The 18394-nt window shown below is 50.9% G+C and carries 19 protein-coding genes and 1 pseudogene; 10 read left to right on the top strand and 10 right to left on the bottom strand.

Annotated elements, in window-relative coordinates; all coding sequences use genetic code 11:
* Positions 1-30 precede the first annotated feature (30 nt).
* Positions 31-183 (top strand): hypothetical protein, encoded by a 153-nt coding sequence (locus FC814_RS22790; protein WP_001685288.1) that lies wholly within the window; start codon positions 31-33, stop codon positions 181-183.
* 776 nt (positions 184-959) lie between these two features.
* Here the strand turns inward: FC814_RS22790 and FC814_RS03005 are convergent.
* From FC814_RS03005 to FC814_RS02965, 8 genes and pseudogenes are all read right to left on the bottom strand, one after another.
* A complete protein-coding gene (locus FC814_RS03005) occupies positions 960-3029 on the bottom strand; it encodes a hypothetical protein (protein ID WP_301546353.1) in 2070 nt (689 codons plus the stop codon).
* A gap of 400 nt (positions 3030-3429) precedes the next feature.
* On the bottom strand, positions 3430-3660 hold the full coding sequence (locus FC814_RS03000) for a hypothetical protein (protein ID WP_000806590.1): 231 nt from the start codon (positions 3658-3660) through the stop codon (positions 3430-3432).
* A 38-nt stretch (positions 3661-3698) separates the two neighbouring features.
* Positions 3699-3985, bottom strand: a pseudogene (locus tag FC814_RS23055) (hypothetical protein).
* Positions 3986-4123: 138 nt separating this feature from the next.
* Complete coding sequence (locus FC814_RS02990; RefSeq protein ID WP_137325490.1) at positions 4124-4666, bottom strand: hypothetical protein; 543 nt, start codon at positions 4664-4666, stop codon at positions 4124-4126.
* Positions 4667-4683: 17 nt separating this feature from the next.
* Positions 4684-5010, bottom strand: coding sequence for a hypothetical protein (locus tag FC814_RS02985; RefSeq protein WP_000692633.1), 327 nt, complete (start codon positions 5008-5010; stop codon positions 4684-4686).
* 76 nt (positions 5011-5086) lie between these two features.
* Positions 5087-5278, bottom strand: coding sequence for an AlpA family transcriptional regulator (locus FC814_RS02980; RefSeq protein ID WP_000999973.1), 192 nt, complete (start codon positions 5276-5278; stop codon positions 5087-5089).
* A 1539-nt stretch (positions 5279-6817) separates the two neighbouring features.
* Complete coding sequence (locus tag FC814_RS02970; protein ID WP_137325489.1) at positions 6818-7576, bottom strand: winged helix-turn-helix domain-containing protein; 759 nt, start codon at positions 7574-7576, stop codon at positions 6818-6820.
* A gap of 338 nt (positions 7577-7914) precedes the next feature.
* Positions 7915-9123: an integrase arm-type DNA-binding domain-containing protein gene (locus tag FC814_RS02965; RefSeq protein ID WP_137325488.1), complete on the bottom strand. Its 1209-nt coding sequence runs from the start codon at positions 9121-9123 to the stop codon at positions 7915-7917.
* A gap of 188 nt (positions 9124-9311) precedes the next feature.
* On the opposite strand from FC814_RS02965, the gene eutB reads away from it, so the two are divergent.
* The 5 genes from eutB to eutR are packed head-to-tail and all read left to right on the top strand — an operon-like array spanning position 9312 to position 13849.
* On the top strand, positions 9312-10673 hold the full coding sequence (eutB, locus tag FC814_RS02960) for an ethanolamine ammonia-lyase subunit alpha (RefSeq protein WP_137325487.1): 1362 nt from the start codon (positions 9312-9314) through the stop codon (positions 10671-10673).
* Between the two features lie 20 nt (positions 10674-10693).
* Complete coding sequence (gene eutC / locus FC814_RS02955) at positions 10694-11581, top strand: ethanolamine ammonia-lyase subunit beta (protein WP_137325486.1); 888 nt, start codon at positions 10694-10696, stop codon at positions 11579-11581.
* A gap of 9 nt (positions 11582-11590) precedes the next feature.
* Positions 11591-12250 (top strand): ethanolamine utilization microcompartment protein EutL, encoded by a 660-nt coding sequence (gene eutL / locus FC814_RS02950; protein WP_001111030.1) that lies wholly within the window; start codon positions 11591-11593, stop codon positions 12248-12250.
* Positions 12251-12262: 12 nt separating this feature from the next.
* On the top strand, positions 12263-12751 hold the full coding sequence (gene eutK, locus FC814_RS02945; protein WP_137325485.1) for an ethanolamine utilization microcompartment protein EutK: 489 nt from the start codon (positions 12263-12265) through the stop codon (positions 12749-12751).
* A 45-nt stretch (positions 12752-12796) separates the two neighbouring features.
* Positions 12797-13849, top strand: coding sequence for an HTH-type transcriptional regulator EutR (gene eutR, locus FC814_RS02940; protein WP_137325484.1), 1053 nt, complete (start codon positions 12797-12799; stop codon positions 13847-13849).
* A gap of 5 nt (positions 13850-13854) precedes the next feature.
* Here eutR and hemF read toward each other — a convergent pair whose 3' ends face one another.
* Entirely contained in the window at positions 13855-14754 is a 900-nt protein-coding gene (hemF, locus tag FC814_RS02935; RefSeq protein WP_137325483.1) for an oxygen-dependent coproporphyrinogen oxidase, read from the bottom strand.
* Positions 14755-14757: 3 nt separating this feature from the next.
* A complete protein-coding gene (gene amiA, locus FC814_RS02930; protein ID WP_000102902.1) occupies positions 14758-15627 on the bottom strand; it encodes an N-acetylmuramoyl-L-alanine amidase AmiA in 870 nt (289 codons plus the stop codon).
* Positions 15628-15840: 213 nt separating this feature from the next.
* On the opposite strand from amiA, the gene FC814_RS02925 reads away from it, so the two are divergent.
* From FC814_RS02925 to yfeX, 4 genes are all read left to right on the top strand, one after another.
* Complete coding sequence (locus FC814_RS02925; protein WP_000406000.1) at positions 15841-16266, top strand: GNAT family acetyltransferase; 426 nt, start codon at positions 15841-15843, stop codon at positions 16264-16266.
* Positions 16253-16702: a DUF2919 domain-containing protein gene (locus FC814_RS02920; protein ID WP_010344614.1), complete on the top strand. Its 450-nt coding sequence runs from the start codon at positions 16253-16255 to the stop codon at positions 16700-16702. The genes FC814_RS02925 and FC814_RS02920 overlap by 14 nt, the downstream gene beginning before the upstream one ends.
* Before the next feature lie 60 nt (positions 16703-16762).
* On the top strand, positions 16763-17338 hold the full coding sequence (locus FC814_RS02915) for an RpoE-regulated lipoprotein (protein ID WP_137325482.1): 576 nt from the start codon (positions 16763-16765) through the stop codon (positions 17336-17338).
* 95 nt (positions 17339-17433) lie between these two features.
* Positions 17434-18333 (top strand): porphyrinogen peroxidase, encoded by a 900-nt coding sequence (gene yfeX / locus FC814_RS02910; protein WP_010344616.1) that lies wholly within the window; start codon positions 17434-17436, stop codon positions 18331-18333.
* Positions 18334-18394 lie beyond the last annotated feature (61 nt).

Below are 18394 nucleotides of genomic sequence, written 5' to 3'. Positions count from 1 at the left end.
TATATCCGGCTGTGTATCCGGTGAAAATGATTGGTCTGGCAGGATGAAATTAATGCTTTTGTGGCTAAAATGTTTTGGTGTTTTCACCACAACCCTGAAGAAAGAATAAAAATAAAAAGGAAAAAACCAAAACCAGAAAGAAGAGAAACCGGAAAAGAGAAGAAAGAGAAAATGAAAAAATAAAAACAAAAAAAGAAAGAACGCTTTGATTTTCGCGTGTTTTTCGGGAGGTGCGCAAGCCTGTTCATCTTACCACGCAATAAATTTATCCTTACAAAATAATAAGTTACATCCTATACCACTTTTTTAGATAAGTATAACCAGAAAAAATCATTATCTGGTTTGTGTGTTTTTTGTTCGATTATAAGTTGTGATAATTATGATTTGATTAGTATTAGCATGTTTAATAATGATGGCATTAAAACCATGCGCGGGGCCTGGGTAGGTTGCTAACTACCTGGGCCTTTGTTTATCCGGTGTCCGGTATAAGCGGGCGTGTATCCGGTAGCGGGGATATGGGCGCGTGTACGTGAAATCTGGCAAATTGACAGGGTAGTTGTGAGGGATTTTTGCGTAGGAGCGTTTATGGCGGGAAGGTTAATTCTAACGCGCGGTTATAATTAAGAAGAATCAATAGCTTATATTAAGAGTGATTGGTCTGTATAGCAAAGCCCGGCGCGGATCCTGGTGGAGTTAACTAAAGAGCATCAGACAGATCAGCATTGTGATAAAAATTATGGCTTGCCCGATAGCAAATAGCATAAATACCAGGTATATAAGCCTTCTCATTTGTTTTTCTTCCCCAAAAACACAGCAACACGCGAAACAGGTGAAAAACTGCCACGCCAACTCTAACGGCTGCAATAATAAGAGCAAGCAAAAAACAATAAATTATGTTAAACACGGTGTGCGACCGTCTTTGAAGGTCCGCCAGTCTGTTCCCCTGGCGTGGGAGTTGGTTAACGGCGGCGCGGGGCTAACATTCCTCCCGGTCTGGTTGACTCCTGCCTGCAAACGCCCATAGCTACGCGCTTCATCGCTTCCTCAAGACGCCTTGAGTCTTCATCACTGAAGCCATTCGTAGTGTTAATGGTGATCGGGCTGTTGATTGTTACGCCGCCACCGCCGCCAATGTCACGATTACTTATCACGCGACCGTTATCACCTGGGATCATGTACTGGCTGCCATTGTTCGCCTTGAATATCTCAGGCTTACCGTGTTCACCCACGCGGTACAGGTTGCCAGCACCAACCGCGCCGCCGTTGTAGCGTCCGCCACCGAAAGCTATTCCACGAATAGCTGAAATGATCTGCGTACCCGCTGACATAGCTTGCGCATAGGCCGGAAGATTAGCCGGGAAAGGCAAGGCGTTTGCCTCAGCAAGCGATTTCTGAAGGCTTAAAGCTGCCGACGCCAATACAAACCCCTTCTGCACAGCAAATAGTGCTTGATATGCCGCATTTTGCTCACCCGCGCCGTCTGCTATGACTCCAGACAGTTCACCGAAGAAATCGCCAAATGTGCCGATCAACTGCTGCTGATTGTTGAATAACGTGTCAGCCTCGTCTTTGATGATTTGCTGGCGGCGCATTGACGCGGTTTTCTGGATGGCGGTTAACGTGTTCTGGTACTGCTGCTCATCCAATACACCCAATTGTCTGTATTTATCCAGCGCCGCTTTTTTCTGCTGCTCCTGCATTTCTACTTGCGCGGCAGGGTTAAACGCCTGGCCTGTTGCCGGATCTACGGTTGTGAGGTATTCCGTCATTACCTGTTGCGTAAAGCGTCCAGCCTGCTCCTTCTGCGCAGCTAACTGTTTAGCCTTGCGTTGTGCTTCAGCTTCTTCCTGTTTTGCTTTACGCGCAGCTTCTGCGGTCTGGCGTTTAGCGAGCGCCACGGCTTCTCGGTCAGCTCTGTTCTTCTCGTCCTGGGCGGCTTTGGCGTCTCGGTACGCCGTTTCCATGTTCACCAGTTCGTCGATCTGCTCCTCGGTATAGCCTTGCGCTTTCAGTTGCATCCTCAAACCAGCTTCCCAGCCTTGCTCAATGGTAGCCAACCGCGCCGCTACACCGTCCAGCATTCTGGTAAAGTTGGCGTTTCGTGCCTCTTCCGCAGCGTCAGAAATAGCGCCTTTTAGTCGGTTTAGTTGATCTTCCAGCATTGCGCCTTTAGTTTGCGCATCAACGAATTTGATAGCCAGTTCCCTGAATGCCTCGTTACCGTTTTCGGTGTCCTGTAGCAATACCTGCATGAAGCCCGATAGTTCCTGCATGGCTTCCGGCGTTCTCGTTGTCGCGGCCCTATTTAGTGCTCGGATGAACTCGTAGGCTTGCTGGTTTGTCAGGTTGTATTCCTCGCCTATGTACATCACGGATTTAGCCAGCGTTGCCATCTGCGCCTGTGTGGTGGGCTGGTTGGCGTTAAGTATGGCTATCGCCTCTTTGTAGTCGTTGGTTGTGATTCCCAGGTCATCAAGTGCCTGCGCTGCCGCTTGTGCGTCAGCTTTACCACCCTGCAAGCTGCGCCAGAATGATGACATTTCCCCCTGCGCCTGTCCTGCCTGCTCTTTCAGGTCACGCAGTGCTGCAATAGCCTGGATCTCAGCCATGTTCCGCATCTGTTTCGCTACTTCAGCGTTAACCTTAGAAAGATTGGCGTAACTATCAGTCATCACCGTCACGCCCTGCTCATTTACAGCGATGACGTCGTTTAGCTTGGTTATCGCTTTATCCAGGTACTCAATTGATCCGGCTGCACTATCAGCGCCTTGCGATAGGCTTCCACCCATAGCGCCAGCGATAGCCAGCACCGCGCCCGCTACAGCGCCCATAGTACCGAAACCAGCTAATAACTGAGCGCCCTGTACGGCGAACGCCTGGAGTGCATTGCCGCCCATCTGAAGTTGTGTAGCAAGGTCTGCTATCTGGTATGATGCGTTACGGATTGCCGGGGAAAGGTTGGTTTTTACTGCTGCTGACGTTTTAGTTAACTGCGTATTTAACTTTTTGACGCCGCTATCAGCTTTCATTGCCCCGCGCTCTATACGATCGAATGCGTCGTCAGCTTGTTTCCCTGCTGTTAATAGCTTCCCTGTACGGGCGTCGACCTCATAGTATATGGTCCCAAGATTCCCACTCATAATATCTTTATCCGCATTGTGCGGACACCTCCAATTATTCTTTACTCTAATAATTCCACCATGAAACAGTTTATTGCCGCTTCAGTGGCTTCGTGTTCCGGTTTGCTTCAATCAATCACAAAAAACATCGCTTAATAGAATCAATGGCTTATAAAGTTGCATCAGCTATGCTTCTTTGTCCGGGCCACTGAAAATCATCTTTTTCCAATGGAATCAATACTGATATACATCCATATCGTTTTTCACATAATGTACGTTATGCGCACTGCGGGAAACGTACTGGATTTATTTACTGGTCGCCGTTCAGTTCATGCAGAGTCTGTTCTGGCAATGAATCCAGCCAGTTTTCTGCATCCTCCCTGTAACACTCCTGGATGCAACGGTTTGTGAAGTTGATAAAAGCGGTCAGTGATTCTGCTTCGTAGTTCCTGTGCGCTCTTCTGGCCTGTTTACGTAGTTGTTTCGCTTCTGCCCGCTGGCCTTCGAGTATCTCCAGCCTGTCTGCAATATCTTGCTTCATGTTCAGCTCCTCGCGCGCGCATAGTACTTGTCCGAAAATTAATCGCCCGTCCCATCATTAATATCGATTCCCACGCTGTGTAACTGGCTATGAATGTCTCTGCGAATGAGAATTAAACGCCTGATGAACTCCATTTCCTCCGCGCTCTGGTTGCTCGGCCCCGATTTCATGTCGATGATTTTATTGATAGTTCCAAGCGATATTCAGCCCACAGACGAAGCGTTTGGCGCTTCATGGCCTGTTTGCTCAGTGGCGAATGTTTCAGGTCTAAGACATGTTCTGCGAGGGTCTTAGCGATGCCCTGCATGATGCGTAGTGCCAACATGATGATTTTCTCCGGACTTGTGCTAATATAGTTCCCGAACATTGTTTCGAGACTGCTTATCCTGTTTGTCTTGTCCGATTTGTTCATTGGTCACATTGTTAAGTCAGCCGGGGTAATTCCCGGCTTTCTTTTATCCGATCAGTACCGAATCCCTATCGCATTGAATACGCGTTTCCGTTGCTCAGCTTCAGGATCGGCGGCCATTTCTGGTTCTGGCTCCGGCATAGACGGGGCGGCATCAAAATGCTCAATTTCACGACCGAAATACGAGTTCAGGTCAATACCTGCCGCACTATCCACTACATCAAAATAGCGACGCTGTTCCTCGGTGAGACAGCTACCCAGACGTTCCTCAACCTGCGCCATAAACTCAGCATCCGGTGAGAAGTACTCATCCGGAGTCGGAGCACCGCTCTGTTTGTGCATCTCCATTTTCTCTGCGTTCGTTTTCAGCCCGGCAATGCGTTTCTCCGGTCCGGCGGCTTTAATAGCGTCAGCAACGATTTGTGGGATCTGCGGTTTAATTATTTCGATAACTTCATTGCTGATTAATTTAAACTGGGCCATACGGATCGCTTTAATCTGCTTATTTAACAGTGCGCGTTCCCCTTCGTTGGCGGTTTTATCGCGCTGTGCTACCAGTTCATCGCCTTTGTTTGTCAGTACATCAAATGCGTCCATTGTCTTTCCTCCTCCGATTATTTAAAAGTGCTTATTGACACGCCGAAACGACGACTTAATTCAAAAAGGAGTCGCGCCTTTGCAGTGCCTTCCATGTCTTCCGGCATTTCAGACTGAAGTTTATCAGCTACTTCATCAACAAGTGGCCGAACCGTTTCCACGAACTTGTCCGCAATATAATCAGCAGAACGCATCACTTTTTCCTGGAATTCCTCACGGCGTTCCTGGGCGGCTGATTTAGGGGCTGTCGTGCGCTGAAAATAACTGTCTAATGAATGCATGGCATCTGCTCCTTTTACTTTGATTGATGTTATTTCTTTAATTGTGTTTGCTTTGATTTTCATGCTGCCTATTCCTTCAGAAATTGCGGTAGCTAGCTTTTTAAATCAATAGGTTATTTGATAATCTCAGTAGCTGTTTTCATTGGTGGCGAGCGCCTTTGTTTTTATAGAATTCCAAAATCTCAGATCGGATAAACTTAATTCTTGAGCCAATCGGACTGACCGGGACGGGCCAGCCTTTAATCTTGTTCATCCACCGGAATATTGTCCGACGGGTAACGCCGAATAAAGCTGCTACCTCGTTAACCGTCATTAATTCGCTATCATTCATGTTCTCACCTCAAAAAGTAGCGGTGAGGAAAATATGGAGAAAACCCTCACCGCGCCCTGAGTGAAATTAAAGGCCAACATTACTGTTGATACTTAATATTATATTCCTCCTGTCCCTGTTTCACATCTTTTACCATATAGGGAAAGGGGATATTCTGTAATGTTTACAAAACTTTTAATTAGCAAAAAATAATTGCGCATCTCACGTAATACAGGGATAATATTACTCAAGGGCTGGTAACCCTTACTCAAAATGTGATCTATAACTACAACGATTGATTTCACTTCCCCGCTCTCTCTCCGGCGGGATTTTTTTTGCCTGAAATCACTACATCAAAACTAATTAAAATTCGATGCCGTTTAAACGCAATATAACGCATTCTGACGGCCTTAATTTTTGGCAATGCATTTGCTCAGGTGTGATTAGATTGATTCGTCTAGCGTGTAATGGTGCGGCGGTAATATCAGATCTCAGCGTTCTGTGTGGCGATTCCTCAGCTCTGAGGGGTGGGGCGTCCGTCATTCAGTCTCAGCACCTTGCTCAAACGAGATCGGCAGCGATGGCGACGCAGGCGGCATTCCATCGTTTAATGAGACATGGCTAACGGGACGATCTGAAATCTGATTGGTGAGACTATTCAGGCGAGACTGTTCAGCGGGAAAAGTGGCACACCATCGTGCTGATTGTTGGATGGCTTAAAAATTTAATGAAATCGCATCGATTTTAAGGCGTCTGAATCGCTCTGTGACGACGTGAAGTTTTAAGGCAAGCAAGTGTAGCGGTCAGGTGTCTTCATTGCGTTACAGATAGCATTCCGTTCGAATTTGGCACGGTCAGGATAGTTTGCGGTGGTCGGTGGCGGGGATAAACCTGCCTGAGTGGTCACTTAAGCCTTCCGTGCGTTGGTGATTGTACTGTTTGCGCCTGGCTATACGCTGGCTGTACTGCTGTTTCCTGTCTGGTCTGTATACGCTGATGAAGCCCATTGTCTTTGCAGTGAGCAATCCCTTTGCGCTTTGCCTTCCTTCGGTTTGCTTACTGCTGCTGTGTGTCTGTGCGGTAGCGATCAATGCTGTTGACGATAGCCATCACTGCTAAGCCGTCTTTTAAGCTGGCGATTGCTCGATGTCTTCCGAAGGTCCACCAATGATGGCAATTCGCCTTTTAAATCCATCAAGACCCCTTCGCCTGGAAGCCGCATGGCTTCCTGTATATTAATTCCTTGTATATTAATTCATGTATATTAGTTTAGTGCTCAGAATGATAACGAGTTGTGCTCAAAATGATAACGAGTTAGTGCTCAGAATGATAACGAGTTACTTTTTTCCGGCTAACTCGTGCTCAAAATGATAACGAGTTGCCCGCCAGCCCGCGCCGTTACTGGCTTTGCTGCATTTTGGTATAGGTTGTTTGTTTAAAGGTGTGCTCAAAATGATAACGAGTTGCCCGCTATGCCGCGTGGTTGCTGGCTTTGTCGTGAATTGCGGAAATAAAAAAGGCCATCGAGTTGACAGCCTTTGTGCGGTGGATTTGGCGGGGTTAATTGACGTTGATTCTGTATGTGTCACCTTTCACCCTGGCTATTCCCTTTCTTGTTCTTGTGATGATCTTCATCGATTCGAGTTTTATCAGCGCCCTTGTAACCGTGGCACGACCAAGCCCGCTCATTTCCGCCATTCTGTTGATTGAGTACCAGAGGATCCATTGTCCATCCTTCCGGCTGGCTTTCGTCGCCATAAACCATAACAAGGTCATGCACGCCGGGGAAAGCTCACGCTGTAATGCGTTTTTGGTGATAAAGCGGCTTACCGCTACGACGCACTCATCACAATGAAAAGTATTGTGATTGTTATTGTCCTGCTCGCGTTCTTCCTGTTCCTGTTCCTGTTCTTCTTCGTGCGCTTCCGGTTCTTCCTGCTGCGGTGCTGGCTGCGAAGGCTTAGCGGCTGCTTTACTGCGTAAGTCGTTCACGATATCGACGGCGGATTTCTTCTCGCTTTTGCCTTTTGGCTTGACCGATAAATACTCACCTTGTAACGCCAGGAAGTCAGCGCGGGCGTCTGCCTGGCTTTGTTCGGGTGATTCCGGTTCTGCGTTGGCGGGTGATGAAATCAGTGATACACGCGCCCAGCCTGTTTTGGCGTTGCATTCCCAGCGATAACCATTAAAGCGGATATCATTCAGGCCATCATTAATGGCGTTCCGTACTTCTTCCGGGATGGCGTCGATTTTCTTGATATCGTATTCGCCGAGTGATTCGCCTTGCCGTGGGGCGTAGGCTGTTGGTAAAATGTTCATGTGGAATTTCTCCTTTTAACTTGTTTCCACGTCGCCCGGAACTGGTTGCCGCCTTTCCGGGCTTTTTTATTATGTTGATCACATTTTCGATCCCCGGATCTGTTATTTGCAAGTTTGAGCAAATCTTTGATTTCATTGGTATAGCTGTATAAAAGGATAACAGGATAAAAGGGTGGTAGGTTGTGTAACCTATTAACCTTTTATACCAGTAAGGCGAAAGAAAAGCCGGACGAATCCGGCAAAGTGAATATAGGTTTTTCTCAGGCTAGAGTAAAACTCCACAAAACAACTACTTACACTAAGCTAAATTGCGCTTTGCGAAAAACCAGCTTAATTATTCATTCCGGCTCCAGCGGATTGCCAGCACCAGCCAGTATTGAATCAATGGCGTCGGCGTAGTCCTGCATCATGGCCCGTCGTTGTTTCAGGTAGGCCGCCTGGTTATAAACTCCCCTGATTCCCTTCGGAACGTGAGCCAATTGGATTTCGATCCAGTCGGGATTGTAGCTGCCGCTTTCGTTAAGTGCGGTTGAATAGGTGGTCCGCCAGCCATGACCAGTGGCGATCGACTTGTACCCGATACGCTCCAGGGCCTTAAGGATGGCACTGGCTGACAAGGGCTTATCCATGAAGCGCCCCGGAAAGACGAAATCACTGTATCCGCTCCTTGTAAACTGGTCCTGTAATAGCTCGACCGCCTGCCTGGATAGCGGGACCACATGCGGGCGGCGGGCCTTCATGACTTCAGCGGGCAATGTGATTGTTGCCGACTCCAGATCCACCCATTCCCAGCGCATTAAACGAAGCTCTGCCGTCCTTAGGGCGCTTAATATAAGCAAACGTATTGCCGTCTGAATCTGAACGCTCCCGGCTCTCTCAAGGGCTTTGTAGAAGGCCGGGATTTCGTTAATTTGTATCCATGCGTTATGGCCTGGGCGGCGGGCTTTCAGTGCCGTGTCCAGATCTGCTACCGGATTACGGCTAACCAGTTCGGTGATGACGGCAAATTTAAAGATCTCACCGATGCGCTGGCGTAACTTGCGGGCAGCCTCCGGCGCGGTGCGCTCTTTCTTCTGGAGCAATGCCAGAACATCACGGGCGGTTATATCCACTATCGACCGCTTACCCAGCACGGGGTAAACATCTTTCTCCAGTGCCGATCGGACCTGCTTTGTATAGCTCTCACTCCAACCGCTCACTCTGGTAGCAAACCAGTCTTCCGCTACCGTCTTAAAACTTGCCGCCATGTTGAGCGCATCAATGGCTTTCTCCTTGCGCGCTTCTTCCATTGGATCAATTCCCTGGGCTATCAGTAAACGGCTCTCTGTGGCGCGTTTGCGGGCTTCCTTGAGGCTAATCAGCGGATATACCCCAATAGCCTGCAACCTTTCTTTCTTGTCTATCCAGTACCGGAATCGCCAGTATTTGCTGCCGTTGGGATGGACCAGCAAAAACAGGCCAGGTGTCTGTGAATCGGTGAGTTTATAGGGCTTGTCCTGCGGTTGTGCGGCCTCTATGGCCTTTGCTGTCAGTGGTGTCTTGCTCAAAACCGGATACCTCGATCTAACGACTCGATAACCCCGCTCATGTATCCGGCGCGTTCGGTTGCGTTCGGCAGGATGAATAACGGGCGTACTAAGGCAATTACCTTACAGGACAAGGGCTAATGATGAAATAGAATTGTTCGAATGCTGGAAGAAATGTTACTCATCACTTCTTCCTGAGGGAACGACTTATGAAACTAAAGACCACATTGTTCGGCAATGTATATCAGTTTAAGGATGTAAAAGAGGTGCTGGCTAAAGCCAACGAACTGCGTTCGGGGGATATGCTGGCGGGCGTTGCAGCGGCAAGCTCGCAGGAGCGCGTGGCGGCAAAGCAGGTGTTGTCGGAAATGACGGTGGCGGATATCCGCAATAATCCGGTGATTTCTTATGAAGAGGACTGCGTAACGCGGCTGATTCAGGACGACGTTAACGAAACGGCCTACAACCAGATTAAAAACTGGAGCATCAGCGAACTGCGCGAGTATGTGCTGAGCGACGAAACCAGCGTGGATGACATTGCCTTTACCCGCAAAGGGCTGACCTCGGAAGTGGTCGCGGCGGTGGCGAAGATTTGTTCCAACGCGGATCTCATCTACGGCGCGAAGAAAATGCCGGTGATCAAAAAGGCCAATACCACCATCGGTATCCCAGGCACTTTCAGCGCCCGTTTGCAGCCAAATGATACCCGTGACGACGTGCAAAGTATTGCCGCACAAATCTACGAAGGGCTTTCTTTCGGCGTGGGCGATGCGGTGATTGGCGTTAACCCGGTGACTGATGACGTGGAAAACTTAAGCCGCGTGCTGGACACCATTTACGGTGTTATCGACAAATTCAACATTCCAACTCAGGGCTGCGTGCTGGCGCATGTCACCACCCAGATCGAAGCGATCCGTCGCGGCGCGCCGGGCGGCCTGATTTTCCAGAGTATTTGCGGCAGTGAAAAAGGGCTGAAAGAGTTTGGCGTGGAGCTGGCGATGCTTGACGAAGCCCGCGCAGTGGGCGCGGAGTTCAACCGTATTGCCGGGGAAAACTGCCTCTACTTCGAAACCGGGCAAGGTTCTGCGCTCTCCGCTGGCGCTAATTTCGGCGCTGACCAGGTGACGATGGAAGCGCGAAACTACGGGCTGGCGCGTCATTACGATCCGTTTATCGTCAACACCGTGGTCGGTTTTATTGGGCCGGAGTATCTCTACAATGACCGGCAGATTATCCGCGCGGGCTTAGAAGATCACTTTATGGGCAAGCTGAGCGGCATCTCTATGGGCTGTGACTGCTGCTACACCAACCACGCTGACGCTGACCAGAACCTCAACGAAAACCTGATGATCCTGCTCGCTACCGCAGGCTGCAACTACATCATGGGGATGCCGCTGGGCGATGACATCATGCTCAACTATCAGACCACCGCCTTCCATGACACCGCCACAGTGCGTCAGTTACTCAACCTGCGTCCGTCACCGGAGTTTGAACGCTGGCTGGAAAGCATGGGCATTATGGCAAACGGTCGCCTGACCAAACGGGCGGGCGATCCGTCACTGTTCTTCTGATGACGCGGAGATAACACATCATGGATCAAAAACAGATTGAAGAAATTGTACGCAGCGTGATGGCGTCAATGGGGCAGGCGGATGCCGCGCCAGCGGAAACCAAATGCGCCACCACAACGTGCGCTGCGCCGGTGACCTCTGAAAGTTGCGCGCTGGATTTAGGTTCCGCTGAAGCGAAGGCATGGATTGGCGTGGAAAATCCGCATCGCGCAGACGTATTAACAGAACTGCGTCGCAGCACCGTGGCTCGCGTTTGTACCGGTCGTGCCGGCCCGCGTCCGCGTACTCAGGCGTTGCTGCGTTTCCTGGCCGATCACTCTCGTTCGAAAGATACCGTACTGAAAGAAGTGCCGGAAGAGTGGGTGAAAGCGCAGGGTTTGCTGGAAGTACGCTCTGAAATCAGTGACAAAAATCTCTACCTGACTCGCCCGGACATGGGGCGTCGCCTGTGTGCGGAAGCTGTTGAAGCCTTGAAAGCACAGTGCGTTGCCAATCCGGACGTACAGGTCGTTGTCTCCGATGGTTTGTCAACTGATGCCATCACCGTCAACTATGAAGAGATCCTGCCGCCGCTGATGGCAGGTCTGCAACAGGCGGGGCTGAAAGTCGGTACGCCGTTCTTTGTGCGTTATGGTCGCGTGAAAATTGAAGACCAGATTGGCGAACTTCTCGGCGCGAAAGTGGTGATCCTGCTGGTGGGTGAACGTCCGGGGTTAGGGCAGTCGGAAAGTCTCTCCTGCTACGCTGTTTACTCGCCGCGTATGGCGACCACCGTTGAGGCCGATCGCACCTGCATCTCTAACATTCACCAGGGCGGTACACCGCCGGTTGAAGCCGCAGCCGTCATTGTGGATTTGGCGAAACGTATGCTGGAGCAGAAAGCATCCGGCATCAACATGACCCGATAAGGAGGCATCATGCCAGCTTTAGATTTGATTCGACCGTCGGTCACCGCCATGCGGGTGATTGCCTCCGTTAACGCTGATTTTGCGCGTGAACTGAAATTACCGCCGCATATTCGTAGTCTCGGGCTGATTTCTGCTGATTCCGATGACGTCACCTACATTGCGGCTGACGAAGCGACCAAGCAGGCGATGGTCGAAGTGGTGTATGGCCGCTCGCTGTATGCCGGAGCGGCGCACGGGCCGTCACCGACTGCCGGTGAGGTGCTGGTTATGCTCGGTGGGCCAAACCCGGCAGAAGTGCGTGCCGGCCTGGATGCGATGGTTGCGCATATTGAAAATGGTGCGGCGTTCCAGTGGGCGAACGATAAGCAAGACACCGCATTCCTCGCGCATGTAGTTTCGCGTACCGGTTCTTATCTCTCATCAACCGCCGGGATCACGCTTGGCGATCCGCTGGCGTATCTGGTGGCACCGCCGCTGGAAGCGACCTATGGCATTGATGCGGCGTTGAAATCGGCTGACGTGCAACTGGTGACCTATGTCCCGCCACCGTCTGAAACTAACTACTCGGCAGCATTTTTAACCGGTAGTCAGGCCGCGTGTAAAGCGGCCTGTAACGCCTTTACCGATGCAGTGCTGGAAATCGCGCGTAATCCAATCCAGCGTGCGTAACGGAGGTTGCCGATGATCAATGCACTGGGATTGCTGGAAGTGGACGGCATGGTCGCCGCGATAGATGCGGCAGATGCCATGCTGAAAGCGGCTAACGTGCGTCTGCTCAGTCACGAAGTGCTTGACCCTGGTCGCTTAACGCTGGTGGTGGAAGGCGATCTGGCGGCGTGTCGTGCGGCGCTGGACGCAGGTTGTGCCGCCGCGATGCGTACCGGGCGTGTCATCAGCCGCAAGGAGATTGGTCGGCCTGATGATGACACCCAGTGGCTGGTTGCAGGCTTTAACCGCCAGCCGAAGCAACCTGATGCGTCCGCTATTGCCGAGGGATCTGCTGACGAGTTGTTGGCGCTGTTAACATCAGTACGTCAGGGAATGACGGCAGGAGAAGTGGCTGCCCACTTTGGCTGGACGCTGGAAAAAGCCAGAAATGCGCTCGAACAGCTCTTTTCTGCCGGGACGTTACGTAAACGCAGTAGTCGTTATCGTCTCAAGCCCCATTAACCTGTCGGAGGTGCCGGGTGTCATACAACACCCGGCATTAACATCATGAAAAAGACCCGTACAGCCAATTTGCACCATCTTTATCATGAACCCTTACCCGAAAACCTGAAGCTCACGCCGAAGGTCGAAGTGGATAATGTTCATCAACGACAGACAACGGATGTCTATGAACATGCCTTGACGATTACCGCCTGGCAGCAGATTTACGATCAGCTCCATCCGGGCAAGTTTCATGGTGAATTTACGGAAATCCTGCTCGATGATATTCAGGTTTTCCGTGAATACACCGGTCTGGCGCTGCGTCAGTCGTGCCTGGTCTGGTCGAACTCGTTCTGGTTTGGCATTCCGGCGACACGTGGTGAACAGGGATTTATCGGTTCGCAATGTCTGGGAAGCGCAGAAATTGCCACGCGCCCTGGTGGAACCGAGTTTGAATTAAGTACGCCGGACGATTACACAATTCTTGGCGTGGTGCTTTCTGAAGACGTCATTACCCGGCAGGCTAACTTTTTGCATAATCCGGATCGGGTATTACATATGCTGCGTAGCCAGTCGGCGCTGGAAGTGAAAGAGCAGCATAAAGCCGCTCTGTGGGGCTTTGTCCAACAGGCGCTGGCGACGTTTTGCGAGAACCCGGAAAATCTTCATCAGCCTGCGGTGCGTAAAGTGCTGGGGGATAATTTGCTAATGGCGATGGGGGCGATGCTGGAAGAAGCGCAGCCGATGATGACGGCGGAAAGCATCAGTCATCAGAGTTACCGTCGATTGCTTTCCCGCGCCCGTGAATATGTGCTGGAAAACATGTCCGAACCGGTGACGGTGCTGGACTTGTGTAATCAACTGCATGTCAGTCGCCGCATGTTACAAAACGCGTTTCACGCTATTTTAGGCATTGGCCCGAACGCGTGGTTGAAACGTATTCGTCTGAACGCCGTGCGACGCGAACTGATAAGCCCGTGGTCGCAAAGCACAACGGTAAAAGACGCCGCCATGCAATGGGGATTCTGGCATCTGGGGCAATTCGCCACGGATTACCAGCAACTGTTTGCCGAGAAGCCGTCACTGACGCTGCATCAGCGGATGCGGGAGTTGGGGTGAGGGAGTTACACCCAATCCCTGACCTGAATAAACTCACTCAACGCCGCTTCCGGACTGCCATCTTCTGGCTGATAATCATACTCCCAGCGAACCAGTGGCGGCATTGACATCAGGATTGATTCAGTGCGCCCGCCGGTTTGCAAACCAAACAGCGTGCCGCGATCCCAGACCAGGTTGAATTCGACATAACGACCGCGACGGTAGAGCTGGAAATTACGCTCGCGCTCGCCATATTCCATCGCTTTACGTCGTTCTACAATTGGTAAATAAGCGTCGGTGTAGCCTTTGCCTACCGCCTGCATAAAGGCAAAACAGTGGTCGAAATCTGGCGTGTTCAGATCATCAAAGAACAGCCCGCCAATACCGCGCTGTTCGTTGCGATGTTTGAGGTAGAAGTATTCGTCGCACCACTTTTTATAACGTGGATAAACGTCTTCGCCAAACGGCTGGCACAGGTCACGGGCGGTGCGGTGCCAGTGAATGGCGTCTTCTTCAAAGCCATAGAAGGGGGTTAAGTCGAAGCCGCCGCCAAACCACCAGACGGGCTCTGCACCCGGTTTTTCGGCAATAAAAAAACGCACATTCGCGTGGCTGGTGGGAACATACGGGTTATGCGGATGCACGACCAGCGAAACGCCCATCGCCTCGAAACTGCGCCCGGCAAGTTCCGGGCGATGAGCGGTGGCGGAAGACGGCATTGCATCGCCGTGGACGTGTGAAAAGTTGACGCCTGCCTGTTCGAAAACACCACCATTACGCAACACCCGGCTACGTCCGCCGCCGCCAGCGTCGCGCTGCCAGCTATCTTCGACAAACTCTGTGCCATCTACGGCGCTTAGCTGCTGGCAAATTGTGTCCTGAAGGTTGAGCAGGAACTGTTTAACCTGGTGTGCGTCGGGCTTCATAACTTACCGTTTTTTCGAGTGTGCTTTCTGGTTGTCAAACCAGTGGAAATAACTGATCACGCCTTCAGCAATCGCTGTGGCGATTTTCTGACGAAACGCCGCCGTGCCTAACAGTCGCTCTTCTTCCGGGTTGGTGATAAACGAAGTTTCCACCAGCACTGAAGGAACCGACGGCGATTTCAACACCACAAACGCGGCTTGCTCAGTGTTGCGGCTGTGCAGTTTATGCACCGGCTTAATCTTTTTCAGAATATGCGAGCCAAGCGTCAGGCTGTTTTTAATGGTATCTGTTTGCACCAGATCAAACAGCACTTGCTGCAATAGATGATCTCTGTCAGTCGCTTTTTTCCCGGCGACTTCATCGGCACGGTTTTCGCGTTCCGACAAATATTTTGCCATCGCACTACTTGCGCCACGGTTAGAGAGGGCAAAGACTGATGCACCTGCGGCTTTTGGGTTGGTAAAGCCGTCGGCGTGAATTGACATAAACAGATCCGCGCCATGTTTATGGGCGATTTCAACGCGATCGTAAAGTGGGATAAACGTATCGCCAGAACGCGTTAAACGCGCATCAATGCCATGATTGCGCAAAATGGAACGGACGTTTTTGGCAATTGCCAGCACCACGTGTTTTTCTTTCGAACCGTTGCGACCGATCGCCCCGGTATCAATCCCGCCGTGGCCTGGATCGAGAACAACGACACGTTTGCCGCCAGCTTTTTTGGCTTTTGGCTTGCTGTGTCCGTTACTGGTTTTTAAAGGTTCTTCTTTGGCGATGGCTTGCGACATGCCTGACAACGTCAGGGCAGCCAATCCGGCTTTCAGCACCTGGCGGCGCGAAGTGAGTGTTTTTAGTGGTTTAAAAGTGCTCATACGGCCTGAGTTGTAATAATAAAGTTCCAGATGTTATATCGTATCGCGTAATCCGTTACGACCGTTTGCTGTTGAGAATTGTTTTACTTTTCATTTCAATAGTTGACAACTCCCCATTATGCCACTTTTTCAACCGATTTTCGTCAGATATTGGCTAATTCAACCGTTCACGCCATAATCACCCTTTTAACCCGCAAAAAGGTAACGAATACCATGGAGATACGCGTATTTCGCCAGGAAGATTTCGAAGAGGTCATCACCCTTTGGGAGCGTTGCGACTTGCTGCGTCCGTGGAATGATCCGGAAATGGACATCGAGCGCAAGATGAACCATGACGTCAGTTTGTTTCTGGTCGCTGAGGTGAACGGTGAAGTGGTGGGAACGGTGATGGGCGGTTATGACGGGCATCGCGGATCTGCTTATTATCTTGGCGTGCATCCTGAGTTTCGTGGGCGTGGCATTGCTAATGCGCTGCTTAATCGGCTGGAGAAAAAGCTGATTGCTCGCGGCTGCCCGAAAATTCAGATCAACGTGCCGGAAGATAACGACATGGTGCTCGGAATGTATGAACGCCTGGGATATGAACACGCCGACGTGCTGAGTCTGGGTAAGCGTTTGATTGAAGATGAAGAGTACTGAGTTTCATCCTGTCCATTATGATGCGCACGGACGCCTGCGTTTACCTTTTCTCTTCTGGATTGTGCTTTTGCTACAGGCGCGAACCTGGGTACTGTTTGTTATTGCCGGTGCATCGCGCGAGCAGGGTAGTGCGCTGCTGAATCTGTTTTATCCCGATCACGATAATTTCTGGCTGGGGTTGATCCCGGGTATTCCGGCGGTGCTGGCGTTTTTGCTGAGTGGTCGGCGGGCTACGTTTTCCCGTATCTGGCATGTGCTCTATTTTCTGTTGCTGTTGGCGCAGTTCGTTTTGCTTTGCTGGCAACCGTGGCTGTGGCTGAACGGCGAATCGGTTAGCGGTATCGGTCTGGCGCTGGTAGTGGCAGATATTGTGGCGTTAATCTGGCTTTTGACCAATCGACGTTTACGCGCTTGTTTTAATGAAGAAAAAGAATAACGGCACTTTTTGGTGAATTTGCACTCCAAGCAACGTTATTGAATAACCAAAGGAAGTGACATGAAATCGCTGCGTTTAATGTTATGCGCTATGCCGTTGATGCTGACCGGCTGTTCCACGATGTCGTCAGTTAACTGGTCTGCCGCTAATCCATGGAACTGGTTTGGGTCGTCCACCAAAGCGAGCGAGCAGGGCGTGGGTGAATTAACGGCGTCCACACCACTGCAAGAACAAGCCATTGCCGATGCGCTTGATGGCGATTATCACCTGCGCAGCGGAATGAAAACCGCGAACGGCAACGTGGTGCGCTTTTTCGAAGTGATGAAAGGCGACAACGTGGCGATGGTGATTAACGGCGATCAGGGCACAATCAGCCGTATTGACGTGCTGGATAGCGATATTCCTGCTGATACGGGTGTTAAAATCGGAACACCGTTTAGCGACCTTTACAGCAAAGCATTTGGCAATTGCCAAAAAGCTGATGGTGATGATAATCGTGCTGTCGAATGTAAAGCCGAAGGCAGTCAACATATTAGCTACCAGTTCAGCGGTGAGTGGAGTGGTCCTGAAGGGTTAATGCCTTCAGACGATACCCTGAAAAACTGGAAAGTCAGTAAAATTATCTGGCGGCGTTAATTTGCGTCTGAACAAACCGCCGCCGCGAAAAAACACGTAAAATAGCGCCCAACAATGCCACGGATTGCGTGGCATTCTTATTTTCAGGAGGAACAATGTCTCAGGTTCAGAGTGGCATTTTGCCAGAACATTGCCGCGCAGCGATTTGGATTGAAGCCAACGTAAAAGGGGATGTTGATGCCCTGCGTGCGGCCAGTAAAACCTTTGCCGATAAACTGGCAACCTTTGAAGCAAAATTCCCGGACGCGCATCTCGGTGCTGTGGTTGCCTTTGGTAACAACACCTGGCGTGCTCTGAGTGGCGGCGTTGGGGCCGAAGAGCTGAAAGATTTTCCGGGCTACGGTAAAGGTCTTGCGCCGACGACCCAGTTCGATGTGTTGATTCACATTCTTTCTCTGCGTCACGACGTAAACTTCTCTGTCGCTCAGGCGGCGATGGAAGCCTTTGGTGACTGCATTGAGGTGAAAGAAGAGATCCACGGCTTCCGTTGGGTTGAAGAGCGTGACCTGAGCGGCTTTGTTGACGGTACAGAAAACCCGGCGGGTGAAGAGACGCGTCGCGAAGTGGCGGTTATCAAAGACGGCGTGGATGCGGGCGGCAGCTATGTGTTTGTGCAGCGTTGGGAGCACAACCTGAAGCAGCTTAACCGTATGAGTGTTCACGATCAGGAGATGATGATCGGGCGCACCAAAGAAGCCAACGAAGAGATTGACGGCGACGAACGTCCGGAAACCTCTCACCTGACCCGCGTTGATCTGAAAGAAGACGGCAAAGGGCTGAAGATTGTTCGCCAGAGCTTGCCATACGGTACAGCCAGCGGCACGCACGGTCTGTACTTCTGCGCTTACTGCGCACGTCTGCACAACATTGAGCAACAGCTGCTGAGCATGTTTGGCGATACTGATGGCAAACGTGACGCAATGTTACGTTTCACCAAACCGGTCACTGGCGGCTATTACTTCGCACCGTCGCTGGACAAGCTGATGGCGCTGTAAGTTTTACTCACGCACCTGTAGCGTCTTGCCGGAGCGGCGTAAATGCTTTATCCGGCCTGTA

Origin of the sequence: Escherichia sp. MR (genome assembly GCF_005280595.1) — a bacterium.
Classification (GTDB): domain Bacteria; phylum Pseudomonadota; class Gammaproteobacteria; order Enterobacterales; family Enterobacteriaceae; genus Escherichia; species Escherichia ruysiae.
Note: the sequence above shows the minus strand (reverse complement) of the source record. Positions and strands in the feature narration are given on the sequence as shown.